The organism is Brevibacillus sp. MER 51 (assembly GCF_023714195.1).
Taxonomy (GTDB): Bacteria; Bacillota; Bacilli; order Brevibacillales; family Brevibacillaceae; genus Brevibacillus.
Map to the genome: position 1 here is coordinate 121,916 of NZ_JAMAUS010000001.1, position 16,268 is coordinate 138,183.

The window sequence follows — 16,268 nt, forward strand, 5'->3', positions numbered from 1 at the left end:
TCGTTTTTATTCGTTGCGTTATTTGTTGGAGGAAGGAGTAGCATTATCCCAGGCTTCAATATTATCGAGACCTTCAATACTGTCCTTGTAGAACACAGGGTCTTTTCCTGCCTTTTTCTGTTTCAAATAATCATGTAGCGCAGCATAGGCGACTTTTGACAACATGGCAATTGCAATCAGGTTGACAATGACCATCAAGCCCATGAACAAATCGGCCAAATCCCATACGAGCTGTACCTTTGCCACTGATCCGAACAACACCATAGCGAGTACACTCAAACGATAAAGCAATAGCCAAGCTTTGCTTGTTTTCAAAAACTCGATGTTGGTCTCGCCGTAGTAGTAGTTACCAATCAATGTACTGAAGGCGAACAGGAATACCATAATGGCAAGGAAGGCAGACGCCCAAGAACCAATATGAATGCTCAGTGCTGCTTGGGACAGCTCAATGCCACTCAATCCTTGTTGCGTGTACGCGCCGGACAGCAAAATGATGAAAGCTGTGCTTGTACAGATCACGAGGGTATCAAATAAAACACCGAATGCCTGAATCAGACCTTGCTTCACTGGATGGCTTGTCGTTGCCGTTGCCGCTGCATTCGGCGCACTACCCATACCGGCTTCGTTCGAGAACAATCCTCGCTTGATGCCGTGCATGAGCGCTGCACCCAGAGAACCACCTGCGATTTGTTCGAAGCCGAACGCGTTTTTCACAATCAACGCGATTAGTGCAGGCATCTCGGTGATGTTCATCAACACGATAAACAGCGCCATCCCGATGTACAATACAGCCAATACAATTACAATGTACTCAGACATTTTCGCAATGCGCTTTACGCCGCCGAAAATGATCGCTGCAAATGCGATCGTCATGATGATACCCAGTATCAAACGATCTGTCCCAAACGAATTTTCAAAAGCAATCGTGATCGTGTTGGATTGCACTGCGTTAAATACGAGACCAAACGAAAGGGTGATGAGGACAGCAAACAGCGCGCCCATCCAACGTTTGTTCAGGCCTTTTTCCATGTAGTAAGCCGGACCGCCACGAAAACCGCTCTTATCCTTGATTTTATAAATCTGAGCGAGCGTACTCTCAACAAAACTGGATGCCGAACCGATAATCGCGATGACCCACATCCAGAATACGGCGCCAGGACCACCTAGAGCAATGGCAATGGCAATTCCCGTAATGTTCCCTGTGCCGACACGCGCGGCCATACTAATAGCGAAAGCTTGAAAAGGGGAGATGCCACCGTCGTCTTTCACTCTTCCTTCTTTAATGGAACGGATCATTTCCGGCAACATACGTACTTGCAAAAATTTACCCCGGTAGGTAAAGAACAAGCCTAACGCGATGAGCATGATAATGATAATATAGGACCACAAAAAATCGTTTATAGAAGTTGTTACATCCAGTAGGAATTGTTGCATCGTGTCACCTCGGAGTTTGTTATGAATGTTTCCTTAGTATTCTCTAAAAAATTGTTACATCCCATTCGTGAGCCATATGTTTTAACAAAGAAACGCCCGCTACACTATTTCCACAACCGTCAATGGAAGGTCCGAAAATACCGATTCCACAGCCATCTTGAAACGGTGAATGTGGTTTGCGGTTAGGAGGAACCAGCGTCATGATACCGCCTGATACGCCACTTTTTGCTGGCAAGCCAACATTCGCGGCAAATTTGCCCGATGCATCGTACATGCCGCAGGTGAGCATCAGTGCTTTGGCTAAACGGACGACATCTTTCGGGAGAACTTGTTCGTTGCGCAGAGGATGGAAGCCGTCGAGTGCCAACAGGAGACCGATCAAGGCGATTTGCTCGGTAGTTACTTCAATCGAGCATTGCGTCAGATAAACCTCCAAAGCCTCTTCTACTTCGCAGGCCAGATAGCCTGTATCCTTTAAATAATGGGCGAGTGCCCGGTTTCTGTGAGAGTTTTCCCATTCGGAAAGAAACACTTCCTCGTTCACCATTGGCGTGACACCTGTGATTTTACTGAAAAATGCATACAAGTAGCGCAGCTTATGATCCGGTGATTGACCAGGGAGGAGTGAAGAGGTCGTAATTGCTCCCGCATTGATCATCGGATTAAAAGGCTTACCTGGCTTGTTCATTTCCAGTCGGATAATGGAGTTGAATGCATCTCCAGTCGGTTCTACATCCACCCGATCCAACACGTAAGGGATGCCATGGTAGCAGCAAACAGCAATAAAACTGATGACTTTGGAAATACTTTGCATCGTAAAAGGAACTTCCCAGTCACCCGCGGTGTGCATTTTTCCTGTAGGCTCGATGATACAAATCCCTAACTGATTCGGATCCGTTCTGTACAAGGCAGGGATATAACTGGCACATTTTCCTTCTGATGCCTTGGAACGATATTGTTCCACCCATTGCTCTAATTCATCCACGAGTAAAACCTGTTGAATCAACGCCTGTCCCCCCAAAAATCGAATACACTGCTCTTACGCGAAGTGGATGAGAAAGCGCTTCCATGCTTCGCGAAAATACATATAATGATCACTTTACAACCACCCTACAAAATAAAACAAAAACTCACAGATTGTTTCATGAGAGTTTCACATTTTTTTTTACTTGTCCGATATGCGTATCCTCGGTAAAAATAGATAAGGGCATCAAGAAACAACATGGGAAGTGAAAGGCGTGCGTGTTCAGACACAAGTAAAACGAGATTGGTATATATTGGTGCTCATGCTGATTACGGTGCCATTGGCAGGGGAGTTGAAATTTTATCCCGTCAATGAGACTTTTCGAATTAGCTTTGGAGCTCCTACCTTTTTCTTCTTTTTATTATTGTTTCAACGAATTCCATCTGTTCTCGCTGGCTTTTTGACGGGGATTACGGTCGTATGCTTCCGGGTTGTGATGGACCTCATCGCCGGGAATCATACAGCATGGGAGGCTTCTCTCCAAGCGCATTATTCTAGCTTTTTCTTTTATTTCGCTTATTGTGTTCTGTTTTACTTAACCGGAGTACGTCATTTTCACAATAGGACCATTTTGGTTGGATTAATGGGAATGGTCATCGAGGTATTGGCTGACCTCATTGAGTTTCTCTCGCAACATGTACTGCTGGATACCGTCCTCACATGGGGAGCGGTGCAAGAAATGCTCGTCATCGCTCTGTCCCACAGCTTTATCGTGATCAGTTTTCTCAACATGATGAAGCTGTACGAAGCACAGTCGCGCGAGCAACAGACAAGAAAACAGAACGAGCACATCCTGATGCTGATATCAAACTTGTATGAGGAATCGATTCATTTGAAAAAAACATTGCAAAATGCCGAGAGTATTAGTATGAAGTCTTTCGAGCTATACCAAGGCTTGCAGGAGCTCCATAAGGAACAGGTGGTCACGAATGTAGAGAGCTTTGCCAAGAAAGCCTTGATTGTTGCAGGCGAGGTTCACGAGATTAAAAAGGATAATCAACGCATTTTTGCAGGGCTGCACAAGCTGATTTCCGATGAAAGCCTTACGGATTACATGGACATCCATCAGCTCGTGGACATTATCAGACGAAGCAATATGAAGTATGCGACTTTGTTGGAGAAGGACATACAGATAACAGCTTCCATTACGGGGACACATCCGCTCTACCATGTTTTCATGATGCTTTCCCTGATCAATAATCTGGTGGCAAATGCAGTGGAAGCTATCCAGCAAACAGGAGCCATTTCCATTGAAATTGATCGGATTGGGGATCATGTGGAAATCAAAATCAACGATGACGGGCCGGGAGTACCTCCACGGAGAAAGGCTTTATTATTCAAGCCTGGCTTTACTACGAAATACGATCAAACCGGCAACCCCTCTACAGGGATCGGACTGTCTTATGTACAACAATTGGTAGAACAATGGCAAGGGGAAATCTCCCTACAGGATGGAGTAGATGGGAAGGGGACGACATTTCTCATGCGAATACCAATTGATCCGATAACGAAGAAAGAGTGAGAAGATGCTGTTTTATTTAGTGGATGACGATGATGCTGTTCGCCTTATGCTGACGGAAATTATAGAAGACGAGAATCTGGGCGAAGTCGTGGGGGAAGCATCTGACGGTTCGATGGTAGACGGTCATACGTTAACCGCACGCAACGTAGATATTTTGCTGATCGACCTGTTCATGCCCGACCGGGATGGGATCGAAACGATTCGCCAAGTAAAGCCGACGTTCTCAGGAAAGATCGTTATGATCTCACAGGCAGAAACGAAAGATTTGATTGCCCAAGCTTATGCCCTTGGAAGCGAATACTACATTATCAAGCCTGTAAACAAGATCGAAGTCGTAACGATCCTCCAAAAAGTGATCGAGAAAATTCGCCTCGAGCGTTCGATACGGGACATTCACAAATCGCTGAATGCCGTCATGCAAGTGGACCAGCCACCTTCCGGACAACATCGTCCGTCACAGGGTAAACCACTTCGCGAGGCGGGGCAATTTCTATTAACAGAATTGGGCATCGCGGGGGACAATGGTAGCAATGACTTGCTAGATATTTTGGACTTCTTGCATGGATACGAACAGACGCATACGTTTAAAAATGGATTTCCTGCGTTAAAAGAGATCTTTGTGGCAGTAGCTCAGGACAGGCTAGGAGTAGCTGCGGATGATCCACAAATCGCTAAGGTTGTCAAAGCTTCTGAGCAGAGAGTACGTCGAGCGATTTATCAGTCGCTGAATCATTTGGCGTCTCTTGGGCTTGCGGACCTCTCGAATTGGAAGTTCGAGAATTACGCTTCGCAGTTTTTTGATTTTACGTATGTGTGGAAGAAGATGGCGGAATTGAAAAGCAATGCTACATCGCCGAGTTCAGATATTCGGATCAATATGAAAAAGTTCATTCAAGTGCTGTATGCAGAGGCGAAGCGCATACAGTCGGAGTCGTGATTGTGCAGATTCTAATGTATAGAGGTAAGTCCTGATCAGGTTGATTAGGGCTTTTTGTTTTGTACGGGGAATACATTTGTTTTTTATTGACTAAACGTTCATTCAATAATAAACTGGGGTCATATACCAAATACCAAATCTACAATTCACGGAGGGATCACCGATGGATTTGTACTATGAGGTTTCAGGGGAAGGAAAACCAGTCATTTTGTTGCACAGTGGCGGTGCTGATTTGCGGGATTGGGTGTTTGTCGCGCCGATTCTGGCGAAGCATTTTCAGGTCATCGCTTTTGACGGACGCGGCTGCGGGAAATCGCCGTCTCCAACAGAGACAGCGAACTACGTCGATGATTTGCTTTCCGTCATGGACTATTTCCAGCTGGACGAAGCCACGCTCGTAGGGCACTCAATAGGCGGTCGAATTGCAATGGATTTTGCGCTGACTTATCCGCAGAGAGTGAGCAAGCTCGTGTTGATTGCTCCTGATTTGTCAGGGTATACATTCAGCAAGCCTTTCACAGAATGGATGCAAACAATTCAAGCGGCAGCACCGGATGTTGACCGTATGTTGGAGCTTTCTCTGTCCTCCTGCTCGTACCGCGTCGTGATGGCAAGTCCCCAGAAGGACCTCATGGTAGAGATGACGAAGCATAATATAGCGAAAATGTTCGAGTGGTCCACCTGGGAGTCCGTATGGCCGCAACCACCTGCGATTGAGCGTCTGGGAGATTTGGCTGATAAAACATGCTTTCTCCTCGGCAAGGAAGATGCGCCTGATCTACAACGTATCGCTGAACTTTTTCAACAAGTCTTGCCAGAGCATAGGGTTATCGAGATTACGGGTGCCGATCATAAACCAACGTTGACGCATCCTGAAGAAATCGCTCGCGCTATCACTGAATTTTTGGAGGGATTGACGTAAACCATGCCGCGTACCCAAGCTGAAAATGAACGCATTCGCCAAGCTGCAAAAGACAAAATCCATGCAGCCGCGATGACGCTATTCATAAAAAAAGGCTACCACGCGACCTCAATCGACGATGTAGCCAAGCAGGCCCAGATATCGAAGGGACTGCTTTACAATTATTACAAAGGCAAAGAAGAGCTTCTCGCCGCGATGGTCCAGGTACGGATCGAGGAAGTAAAAGAAGTGATGGAGGCTGCGACTCAGCTTGCAACGCCGCACGAACAGCTGCGCCATATTGTCAACGGTGCGCTTGATAACGTATACCAGCGACCGGATGTCTATCGTTTTTACTTGAATTTGCAGACGCAGCCCGAAGATGATCGTGTTCTTGCTTCTTACAGAGAGCAATTAAATGAGGAGTCACGCAGGCAGTTTGAAGTCCAGTGCCAGATCTTCAAACAATTAGGAGTAAAGCAGCCCAGATTGAGATCGCTCTATTTTTCATCGGCGCTCCAAGGCGCAATGCTGATGATGACGACTTATCCGGAAGGGTTTCCGGTTGAAGAGATGAAGGCGCAGATTGTTCGGGAGTATGGTAGCCCTCCGGCAGAATCAGAGAGTTTTGATTGATAATGAAGAGGCTATCCCATTCGTAAAGGATACAGGTGGGGTAGCCTCTTTTTTTCTGTACCTATGACCTATGGTATTACTGAAAAGCCCAAAACACATACCATCCAAACCACCGCTTTGATATATCAAAATATTTTAAATTGACAGAAATAAATAAAACCAATATATTGGTTTCATGGACATGAACCTAATCAAACAGATCGAACGCCCCACATTACGCGAACAGGTATACCAAGGCTTGAAGAAAGCGATCATCATGCTGGAGCTAAAGCCAGGACAACGAGTCAACGACAACGAGCTGGCGGCTTTATTTGGCGTGAGTCGAACACCTGTGAGAGAAGCGCTCAAACGGCTGGAGGACGAAGGGCTTATTGAATCCGTTCCCGGCTCTCTCACACGGGTGACACCCTTACTCGAAAAGGAGGCGAAGCACGCTTTTCCGGTTGTTGCGGCCTTGCACGGGTTGGCAACACGATTGGCGATGCCATTTGAAACAGAGGTCATCTGTAGTCTGGAGCAATGGAATGAAAAGCTGCAGGTCGCACTCGAACAGCAAGATGTGATCAAAGCTCTTGAAGCAGATGATGGCTTTCACGACGTGATCCTCGAAGCTGCTGGGAATCGTGAAATCTACCTGGCTCTTGAGCGAGTTGTACCGAAAATTCGGCGTTTGGAATTTGCTCGGTTTGGTTCCTTAGAAGGGGTGGAATCAGTAGAACAGCATCGCAGAATCATCGAAGCGATTCGAGACAACAACAGTCAGCTTGCCTCTTCTTTAATGGAAAAAAACTGGATCAACCTTGGCAGATTGCTTACGGACCATTCTAATGATGAATAGGGGGTAATGGCATGAGTACGGTTGAAATGAAGGGAGAAGTACATGATTCGCGTGTTCTTCAATGGGCACGATCCATTATCGAAGAGAGCCCGTCCCACCGTCTGATTCAGCAAGAGATCGTGAATGCTGTCAACCGCAATGCGATTTGGCGCGGCGAGGAATGCCTGAATTTGCTCGCACCAGAAGCTCCTACCACGCCCATCGTACGTCAACTGCTCGCTTCTGAGGTTGGTACTCGCGCTGCGGAAGGACATATTGGCAGCACGCAGAGATGGTTCGCTGGCACAAAATATATCGACGAAATCGAAGCGCTATGTGTGGAGCTATTGAAAAAAGTATTCCACGCCAATTTTGCTGACCATCGATTGGTAGCGAGCATGATCGGGAACATGACAGTCTATGCGGCGTTAACACAACCGGGCAATACGATTATGACGATTGCGCAACCGTTTGGGGGGCATTCCAGCAACCGGGTGGACGGGCCTGCTGGCATTCGCGGTTTGCAAATTGTGGATGTGCCAATGGACCCCGCTGAGCTTACCGTTGATTTGGACGAATTCGCGAAAGTCGCACGGCAAGTTAGACCAAAGCTCGTTACCCTCGGCGCGTCCATGACCTTATTCCCATTTCCTTTGAAGGAAATGGCTGAGATCGTGAAGGAATGGGGCGGGCGCATTTATTTTGATGGCGCACACCAGTTGGGGTTGATCGGTGGTGGTCAATTTCAAGACCCGCTACGAGAAGGGGCATGTGTGATGACTGGCTCGGCTGGCAAAACATTTAGTGGTCCGCAAAGCGGCATTATCGTCTGGAATGACCCGGAACTTTCGATACCGATAACAGATGCCATTTTCCCAGCCCTTGCCGCGACACATCAAGTCAACCGGGTAGCGGCACTGGCTGCGGCGGCGGCAGAGTTTTTGGCGTTTGGCAAAGAATACATGGCGCAAATTGTGACGAATGCGCAAGCGCTGGGAAAAGCATTCGATGAACGGGGTATTCGAGTTCTTTGCGCGCATAAAGGCTATACACGTACACACCAAGTCATTCTGGACGTAAAAGAGTTTGGCGGTGGGTACGAGGTAGGTAAGCGATTGGCAGAAGCGAATATCATCACGAACAAAAATTTAATTCCAGGCGATGGACCAGAGGATTGGGACTTTCCAAGCGGTCTGCGTATCGGGACGACAGAAGTCACTCGCTTTGGTATGAAGGAACAAGAGATGGACATGATTGCAGAACTCATTGTTAGTGTGTTGTCCGGCAGGGAAAAGCCCGAGGTGGTTAAGTCTAAGGTGACCGAATTGCGCAGATCGTTTAGCAAGATGCAGTTCTGCTTCCCGGAATAGAGCCGGTGGGAAAAACACCGTATGCCGGTGGGTCAAACCTTGGCATACGGTGTTTTTCGAGTGGTAAGTGGACTCTCATTCTTGACAATGTCTTTTCATTTCGTAAATAATCGATTGATACCATCAAAGAATGGGAGTCTAAACGGATGAGTACAGACCATACAAACTCAAACTCGGATGTTACTATTGATCAGACAACGAAAGAGCTTGCTCTCGTATTTGGTCAGCTAAAGCGGATCGGACATGTTTTCAGTCCTTCGAAAGACCTCCGTCAGAGCGAACTGAATTTGCTAGTTCACTTGACCTACGTCAGTCCACCTGGCACGAGCGGCATCAGAGTTTCTGAGCTAGGCAAGCAGTTGAAAATAACGTCAGCAGCTGTGACCCATGTGATTCAATCACTCGAACAGCAAGGCTACATAACCCGTACCGTAGGACCTAAGGATCGACGCTCCATTCTCGTAGCCCCTACGAAAAAGGGATTTGATTTTGTGGCAGCGAGAGAGCAAGAGCTGTTTAATCGTTTTCAGCAGCTGCATGAGCATCTAGGTACGGATGATGCACAGGCACTCATACGAATTTTAACGAAATCAATCCGATTCCTGCATACCTATCAGGATAGCGATGAATCACACCCATAGTTCGAAGAGGAACTATGATTTTTTATTGTTTTGATAAGAACCTTGCTCCAGCTCTTTAAGGAGAGAGTTCGCAGAGGGGCTCCATTGCAACTGTTGTTCCGCGCGCAATCCAGATATCCTCTGATTGATGCTCGCCCCCCAAGCGGCTGGTCCTAACTCCTTGGCCGCATCCTCATAGCTCCATGATTCCGCTTTGTCTATCCCGGCTATTTTGGCAATCGAAGTCATGAGCTCTTTCGTCGTGATCATTTCCTTGGAAGTTCCATTAAATAATGAGCCTGGCTGTGCGCGTAAAAAAGCGCATTCGTAAAGGCTCGCCAAATCATTAACATCGATAGTTGACCATGCCGTTTGTCCATCACCGATGTAGTTGGCTGACTGAGAGAGCTTCGTTCTTTGAATCGTTGCTTGGACGAGTCCACCACCACGACCATACACAAGTGTAGGACGTATGACGATTGTACGAATATTGCGCTCGGCTGCTACTAAAACTTCCTGCTCCTGGTTCGCTTTCCATTGGAGAAAAGGCAAAGGGTTGAGAGGGGAGTTCTCATCCACGACAGTGTCGTACGTATCGTTATAGATCAGCGTTCCGCTCGTATAAATGAATGGCTTCCCTGTCCCTTCCAAACCATCCAGCATTGCCTGAACCGCAGCTACATCCAGTTTTTCCATATCAGGAGTGTGCGAGATCGCCATATGAATGACCCCATCGAATTTTTTAACAATCTCCGTTAGCAGTGTGGTGTCCGCAAGATCGCCAGCAATAGGGGTGAACCCCTGTGAAAGCAACAGCTCCGCTTTCTCTTCCGATCGTACAAGTCCAGCAACCTGATACCCAAGAGACTGAAAATGCTCGGCGACTACGGACCCGACATAACCTGTTATTCCTGTAAGAAAAACATTCATGACAAAACCTCCTTCATACATAATTAATTTAGTAACTAAATTATATAGTGAATTATTTAGTAACCTCCTTGCGATGTCAACACAATTTATAATTAACTGAATATTGACAAAACGAAAGTTGGGTGTTATTTTTACATTAGGAAAACGTTTACCCGCTACATAGAAAGTGAGTGAAGAACCATTACTGTAACCATTAAAGATATCGCTCAACTCGCCAACGTTTCCATTGCGACTGTTTCGCGCGTGCTGAACAATTCCAAGCCAGTCCGACCAGAACTGCGGGAAAGAGTCTTGAAAATCGTGCAAGAGACGGGCTTTCAGCCGAATGCGATTGCCAGGAGCTTGGTTAGCAAGGAAACCCGCATCATCGGGGTGATGATTCCCGATATCTCCAACAATTTTTACTCCAATCTCATTTACGGAATTGACAGCGTCATTAGCGAGTACGACTACAGTATGTTTTTGGCGATATCCGATGAAGTGGTGGACAAAGAGCTGAAGTACTTGCGCCTGTTCAAAGAAAAACAAATCGATGGTGTCATTATCGCGAGCATCCATTTCCTGGAGGGCAACATCCAGACGCTGCAAGAGATTCAGGTTCCCCTTGTTGTTACCGGCCACGATTTGCCCGGCTATCAGATTCCGACTGTCAACGTTAACAATGTGCAAGCTTCTTATGACGCTACCGCCTATCTCATTTCGCAAGGCCATACAAAAATCGCGTGTATATCTGGTCCACTGTGGGACCCGCCGTGTGGTCTGGATCGCATGGGTGGTTACCGAAAAGCCATGCGGGCACATGATTTGCCCATTCACGAAGGATTTGTCGTGGAAGGAGAATTCACAGCCAAGAGCGGTTACGAAGCCATGCGCCGTATTTGTGAGGAAAAAATTCGTCCAACAGCCGTTTTTGTTGCCACAGACCTGATGGCGGTTGGCGTCCTCAATTACTTGTACGACCATGGCATTCGTGTACCAGAAGACATCTCCGTCATGGGCTTCGACAATTTGGAGCTCGCCTCACTTTCCCGTCCGATGCTCACCACCGTGCACAATGACCCGTTCATGTACGGAAAAGCCGCAGCAGAGCAATTACTCAGACAAATCCGCAATGAACCTGTAGAGAGAATGAGCACCGTCCCCCATCATCTCGTGATTCGCCAAACTGTAAGCGCTTTACTGGAGTGAGGCAACAAGTCTTTACCATATAGAAGAAGCAAACGAGTTTACGCATTCAAAAGGGGTGAAGAGATATGAAGCTTGGCGTATTTACCGTTCTTTTTAGCGAGAAGTCGTTCGAAGAAATGCTGGATCATGTGAAGGCAGCAGGTTTAGAGGCCGTGGAAATTGGCACAGGCTGCTATCCGGGCAATGCACACTGCAATCTGGATGAGCTGTTGGAAAATCCGGAAAAAAGACGAGCGTACAAAAAAGCAGTAGAGGATCGGGGATTGATAATCAGCGCGCTTAGTTGTCACGGAAACCCGTTGACACCAGAGAAAAGCTTTGCGCAGCAATCCCACGAAACGTTTGTGAAAACGGTACAATTAGCCGAGATGCTGGAGGTGCCTGTGGTCAACTGCTTTTCAGGCACGGCAGGCGACCACGAAGGAGCGAAGTACCCGAGCTGGCCCGTTGCTCCTTGGCCCAATGAGTATCGCGACGTGCTGCATTGGCAATGGAATGAGAGGCTCATCCCGTATTGGCGCGAATGGACTGCTTATGCGACAGAGCATCATGTCAAGGTTGCGCTGGAACTGCATGGCGGATTTCTCGTCCACACACCAGGGACACTGCTAAAGCTGCGGGAACAGGTAGGTGAGGGAATCGGGGCAAACTTCGATCCAAGTCACATGTGGTGGCAAGGGATTGATCCTGTAGCTGCGATCAAAATCTTGGGCAAAGAAAAAGCTATCTATCATTTCCATGCCAAAGACACGTATATCGACCAGGAAAAAGTGAACATGTACGGGCTGACGGATATGAATTCCTACGCCAACCTACATGAACGTGCGTGGTATTTCCGAACCGTAGGCTATGGGCATTCGCAGCAGACGTGGGCGGATATGATGAGTGCACTGCGCATGAATGGATACGATTATGTCGTGAGTATCGAGCATGAGGATGCCATCATGTCGATTGAAGAAGGCTTTTTGCGCGCTGTTCAAAATCTGCAGCAAGTCATCTTGCGAGAACCAGTCCAGAATCTATGGTGGGTGTAGGAGGGAAGGAAATGACGAGTAGACGCAAATGGAAAATCGGAATCATCGGTGCAGGGGGGATTACAGAAGCACACTTGGAGGCGATCAAGGAAGAGCCGCGAGCAGAGGTAGTTGCGATTGCAGATATTTCAGCAGAAATGGCTTCCTTTCGTGCGAAACGGCATGAGATTCCGCAAGTTTTCACCGAATACCAGACGATGCTGCAAGAGTCTGATACGGACGCAATCATTGTTTGTGTCCCGAACTACTTGCATGCAGAAGCGACCAAACGTGCGCTTGCAGCAGGCAAACACTTGTTGTGCGAAAAGCCGATGGCTATGAATGCCCAGGAAGCAGAAGAAATGATCGAAGCCGCGAAGAAAGCAGACAAAATCCTCATGGTAGCTCAAAACAACCGATTCCGAAGCGATTCCCTGCAAGTCAAAACATGGCTGAAGGAAGGAAAGCTGGGGAACATTTATCACGCCAAAACCGGTTGGATCAGGCGTAACGGGATTCCCGGATGGGGGAGCTGGTTTACGCAAAAAGAAAGGGCTGGCGGCGGTCCGTTGATTGATATCGGCGTACATATGCTCGATTTGACCTTATGGCTCTTGGATCATCCAAAGCCTGTATCTGTCCTCGGGCAAACGTATGCGCAATTCGGACCTCACAAACGCGGCTTGTCAGAGTGGGGAAGGATCGATGATAACGGGAAGTTTGACGTGGAAGATATGGCAGTTGCGATGATCACTTTTGAGAATGGATTGTCACTTACGCTCGATGCAAGCTGGGCTTCTCACATCGCAGAGGAAAACGTTTTCCTTCAACTATATGGACAAGAGGGTGGGGCCTCCCTGCGTTTATTGGAGAACCAGTTCACGCTTTACCACGAGTGGAACGGCGTAACTGCTTCGACAGAATTAACACCAAAACCTCAAAAAGAACGCGTACTCTTATTCCGTAATTTCATAGACGCCATCGAAGGGAAAGCAGAGGTGCTCTGCACACCGGAACAAGCCTTGTACATCAATAGATTGATCGAAGCCATCTACGCATCCGCACAAAAAGGTGAAGCAGTCCGCTTTTAACATGAGCATAGGGGGTTACTTAGATGAAAGTTGCAAAAAGACTTACATCCGTTGGACTTACCTTATTAATGGCCTTCTCATTGGCAGCATGTTCTTCCACACCTCAGCAAGCTTCTACAGATACAACCCCATCACAGCCTTCAACACCAACCGCACCTAAAACAGAGCCATCACAGCCCACAGCAGAAAAAATCAAGCTTGTCTACGCACGCGGAAAAGACGCGACGGATTCCACCAAAAAGCTCGTGGAGGCTTTCCAAAAAGCCCATCCGAATATCGAAGTAGAAATCCGTGAGATGCCTGCCGATTCCGGGCAGAGTCATGATCAATACGTTACCATGTTCAGTGCCCAATCCTCCGAGATCGATGTATTTGACCTGGACGTGATCTGGCCGGCTGAATTTGCACAAGCGGGTTATCTTCTGCCGCTCGACCGCCTGATGGAGCAAGATGGAATCGAGACCGGAAAATATATCAAGGGGGCCATGGATGCCGGGAACTTTGGCGGCCAGCAATGGACCATGCCCAAGTTTATCGACGCGGGACTCTTGTTTTACCGCAAAGATCTTGTATCCGAAGCACCAAAGACGTGGGATGACCTGATTGCCCAAGCAAAGGCAACGAAGGGCAAGGGCGGCACGAAGTTCGGCTACTTGATGCAAGCCAAGCAATATGAAGGACTGGTTTGCAACTTTGTCGAGTTCAGTGCATCGTACGGCGGTAAAATTTTGGATGAACAAGGCAAAGTAGCGGTCAACAATCCGGCTACGATCAAAGGGTTGAAAAAAATGATCGAGGTCGTCAAATCTGATTTCGTCCCATCCAATGTCACCACATTCATGGAGCCGGAATCACACACCGCTTTCCTCGAGGGGCAGGCACCTTTTATCCGCAACTGGCCGTATCAGTTCGCGTTGGCGCAGGATCAGGCCCAGTCCAAAATCGTTGATCAAGTAGCGATCGCTCCACTGCCAGCTGGCGATGTAGGCTCCGCAGCAGCACTTGGCGGTTGGATGGGCGGAATCAACAAGTTCTCGAAGCACCCGAAAGAAGCATGGGAATTCCTCAAATTCATGACAGGTCCAGAGGGTCAGAAAATATCAGCGATAGAAGGTGGGCTCGCACCAACTTACCTGCCAGCCTACGAAGACGCCGATGTTCAAAAAGCTAGTCCGTTGTTCGCCAACAAAGATTTCGTCGATGGAGTAAGCGCTGCTGTATCTCGTCCAACGACTCCGATCTATCCCAAAATTTCGGAAGTGATCCAGATTGAAGTGTCCAAAGCGCTTGCAGGGCAGCAAACAGCCGAGCAAGCGGTGCAAAACATGGAAACGCAGATGAACGACTTGATGAGAAATTAAGCGGCACCATATGGAGCTTCCAAGGGAGTCTAACCGACTTCCTTGGAAGTTGCACAACGATCAGGCAAGCCCAAGCATGCTTCTAGCGGGAAGGAAGGTGGTGAACGGATGAATCGATCAACCAAAATGTCTCTCTCAGAAAAACAGATGGGGTATGTGCTGATTTTTCCTGCACTGCTCATCATACTTGTTATCGCGATTTGGCCTGTCATGCGATCCTTTTGGATCAGTCTGCACGATATCCGGTTGAACGACCCGACGAAATCAGAGATTCACTCTTCATATGGACTAGATATGGAACGCTACGTCAGCACGTTACCCAATCTGCTCCGGTATGTAAAGAGGGAGGCGGACTCTGCAGAAGGGTCATCAAAAGAAAAATTGAACGCGCTCCAAGTGCAAATCGAGCAAATGAACACTTCCCTCAACCAAACAGGCGAGGTCGCGAGCCGATACCAAATGATCGACCAGCTATTGCTGGACTTTAAACCAGTCCCCACAGAACTCAAATATGTGAGCCTCTCGAACGTACAAACAGAGTCTATCAAAAACACCTTGGCGGAAATCAGAGCGGTCCTTTTGCAAATGAGTGAACAAAAGCTGCTTTCGAAGCCAGAGGGTGCTCTTGGCGTGCTCCAAGGCATTGAAGCTTCGATAATCGAACCCAACTTTGTTGGCTTTGCCTACTACAAGAAGTTTTTAACGGACGCCCGGATGTGGGGGGCTCTGTACAATACGGCGTTTTTTACCGTTATTTCCGTTGCCATTGAACTAGTGCTCGGCATATTGATCGCGCTTTTGATCAATCGACCTTTTCGTGGAAGGAGTCTTGTACGAGCAACTGTGTTAATACCGTGGGCGATTCCGACGGTTATCTCCGCGATGATGTGGAAGTTTTTGTACGATGGGCAAAATGGCATCGTCGCCTATCTTTTTGAGCAGGCAGGGCTGATCGCGGATATGGGGATGCTCCTGACGACAAAGGCTGGAGCTATGTTTTCCGTCATTTTGGCAGATGTGTGGAAGACGACGCCGTTCATGGCTTTGCTCATATTCGCAGGCCTGCAAACGATTCCCCAAAGCTTGTATGAAGCAGCTTCTGTCGACGGTGCCACCCGCACCCAGCAATTTTTTCGTATTACGCTTCCGATGCTGAAATCAACTATTCTGGTGGCGCTATTGTTCCGCACACTAGATGCGTTCCGCGTATTTGACCTGATTTACACGCTGACAGGTGGGGCACCCGGGAACTCAACTGAGACCATTTCCATTTACGCGTACAAAACGATGTTTGCTCAAATGAGTTTTGGAGAAGGTTCTGCGCTTGCGGTCATTGTCTTTTTATGTGTGGCATTGATCTCCATCGGCTATGTCAAAATATTGGGAGCTGATCTGCTGAGTGATGGCAGTAGCAAATAAGGAGG

Annotated in this window: 15 protein-coding genes; 12 read left to right on the top strand and 3 right to left on the bottom strand. The window is 47.8% G+C overall.

What is annotated here, in order from left to right; all coding sequences use genetic code 11:
* Positions 1-18: 18 nt before the first annotated feature.
* Positions 19-1,434, bottom strand: a complete 1,416-nt coding sequence (locus tag M3630_RS00505) for an alanine/glycine:cation symporter family protein (RefSeq protein WP_251250832.1) — start codon at positions 1,432-1,434, stop codon at positions 19-21.
* Positions 1,435-1,477: 43 nt separating this feature from the next.
* Complete coding sequence (locus tag M3630_RS00510) at positions 1,478-2,455, bottom strand: glutaminase (protein ID WP_173609287.1); 978 nt, start codon at positions 2,453-2,455, stop codon at positions 1,478-1,480.
* 265 nt (positions 2,456-2,720) lie between these two features.
* On the opposite strand from M3630_RS00510, the gene M3630_RS00515 reads away from it, so the two are divergent.
* The 7 genes from M3630_RS00515 (at position 2,721) to M3630_RS00545 (ending at position 9,282) form a co-directional block, all read left to right on the top strand.
* Entirely contained in the window at positions 2,721-3,980 is a 1,260-nt protein-coding gene (locus M3630_RS00515) for an ATP-binding protein (protein WP_237901062.1), read from the top strand.
* Positions 3,981-3,984: 4 nt separating this feature from the next.
* Positions 3,985-4,917 (top strand): response regulator, encoded by a 933-nt coding sequence (locus M3630_RS00520; protein ID WP_251250833.1) that lies wholly within the window; start codon positions 3,985-3,987, stop codon positions 4,915-4,917.
* A gap of 163 nt (positions 4,918-5,080) precedes the next feature.
* On the top strand, positions 5,081-5,839 hold the full coding sequence (locus M3630_RS00525) for an alpha/beta fold hydrolase (protein ID WP_251250834.1): 759 nt from the start codon (positions 5,081-5,083) through the stop codon (positions 5,837-5,839).
* Positions 5,840-5,842: 3 nt separating this feature from the next.
* The gene (locus M3630_RS00530; protein WP_251250835.1) at positions 5,843-6,454 is read left to right on the top strand and encodes a TetR/AcrR family transcriptional regulator; all 612 of its coding nucleotides are present in this window, start codon (positions 5,843-5,845) and stop codon (positions 6,452-6,454) included.
* Positions 6,455-6,629: 175 nt separating this feature from the next.
* Positions 6,630-7,292, top strand: coding sequence for a GntR family transcriptional regulator (locus M3630_RS00535; protein WP_251250836.1), 663 nt, complete (start codon positions 6,630-6,632; stop codon positions 7,290-7,292).
* A gap of 11 nt (positions 7,293-7,303) precedes the next feature.
* Positions 7,304-8,641, top strand: coding sequence for a serine hydroxymethyltransferase (locus M3630_RS00540; RefSeq protein ID WP_251250837.1), 1,338 nt, complete (start codon positions 7,304-7,306; stop codon positions 8,639-8,641).
* Between the two features lie 146 nt (positions 8,642-8,787).
* Positions 8,788-9,282: a MarR family winged helix-turn-helix transcriptional regulator gene (locus M3630_RS00545; RefSeq protein WP_251250838.1), complete on the top strand. Its 495-nt coding sequence runs from the start codon at positions 8,788-8,790 to the stop codon at positions 9,280-9,282.
* Between the two features lie 12 nt (positions 9,283-9,294).
* On the opposite strand, the gene M3630_RS00550 is transcribed toward M3630_RS00545, so the two are convergent.
* A complete protein-coding gene (locus M3630_RS00550) occupies positions 9,295-10,191 on the bottom strand; it encodes an NAD-dependent epimerase/dehydratase family protein (RefSeq protein WP_251250839.1) in 897 nt (298 codons plus the stop codon).
* A gap of 201 nt (positions 10,192-10,392) precedes the next feature.
* Between M3630_RS00550 and M3630_RS00555 the strand changes: the two genes are divergently transcribed.
* The 5 genes from M3630_RS00555 (at position 10,393) to M3630_RS00575 (ending at position 16,263) form a co-directional block, all read left to right on the top strand.
* Complete coding sequence (locus M3630_RS00555) at positions 10,393-11,379, top strand: substrate-binding domain-containing protein (RefSeq protein WP_081603434.1); 987 nt, start codon at positions 10,393-10,395, stop codon at positions 11,377-11,379.
* A 65-nt stretch (positions 11,380-11,444) separates the two neighbouring features.
* Positions 11,445-12,413 carry a sugar phosphate isomerase/epimerase family protein gene (locus M3630_RS00560; RefSeq protein ID WP_251250840.1) on the top strand — a complete coding sequence of 323 codons (969 nt, stop codon included), beginning with the start codon at positions 11,445-11,447 and terminating at the stop codon, positions 12,411-12,413.
* 11 nt (positions 12,414-12,424) lie between these two features.
* Positions 12,425-13,483 carry a Gfo/Idh/MocA family protein gene (locus M3630_RS00565; RefSeq protein ID WP_173609278.1) on the top strand — a complete coding sequence of 353 codons (1,059 nt, stop codon included), beginning with the start codon at positions 12,425-12,427 and terminating at the stop codon, positions 13,481-13,483.
* A gap of 23 nt (positions 13,484-13,506) precedes the next feature.
* Complete coding sequence (locus M3630_RS00570; protein WP_251250841.1) at positions 13,507-14,844, top strand: extracellular solute-binding protein; 1,338 nt, start codon at positions 13,507-13,509, stop codon at positions 14,842-14,844.
* Between the two features lie 108 nt (positions 14,845-14,952).
* Entirely contained in the window at positions 14,953-16,263 is a 1,311-nt protein-coding gene (locus tag M3630_RS00575; RefSeq protein WP_251250842.1) for a carbohydrate ABC transporter permease, read from the top strand.
* Positions 16,264-16,268 lie beyond the last annotated feature (5 nt).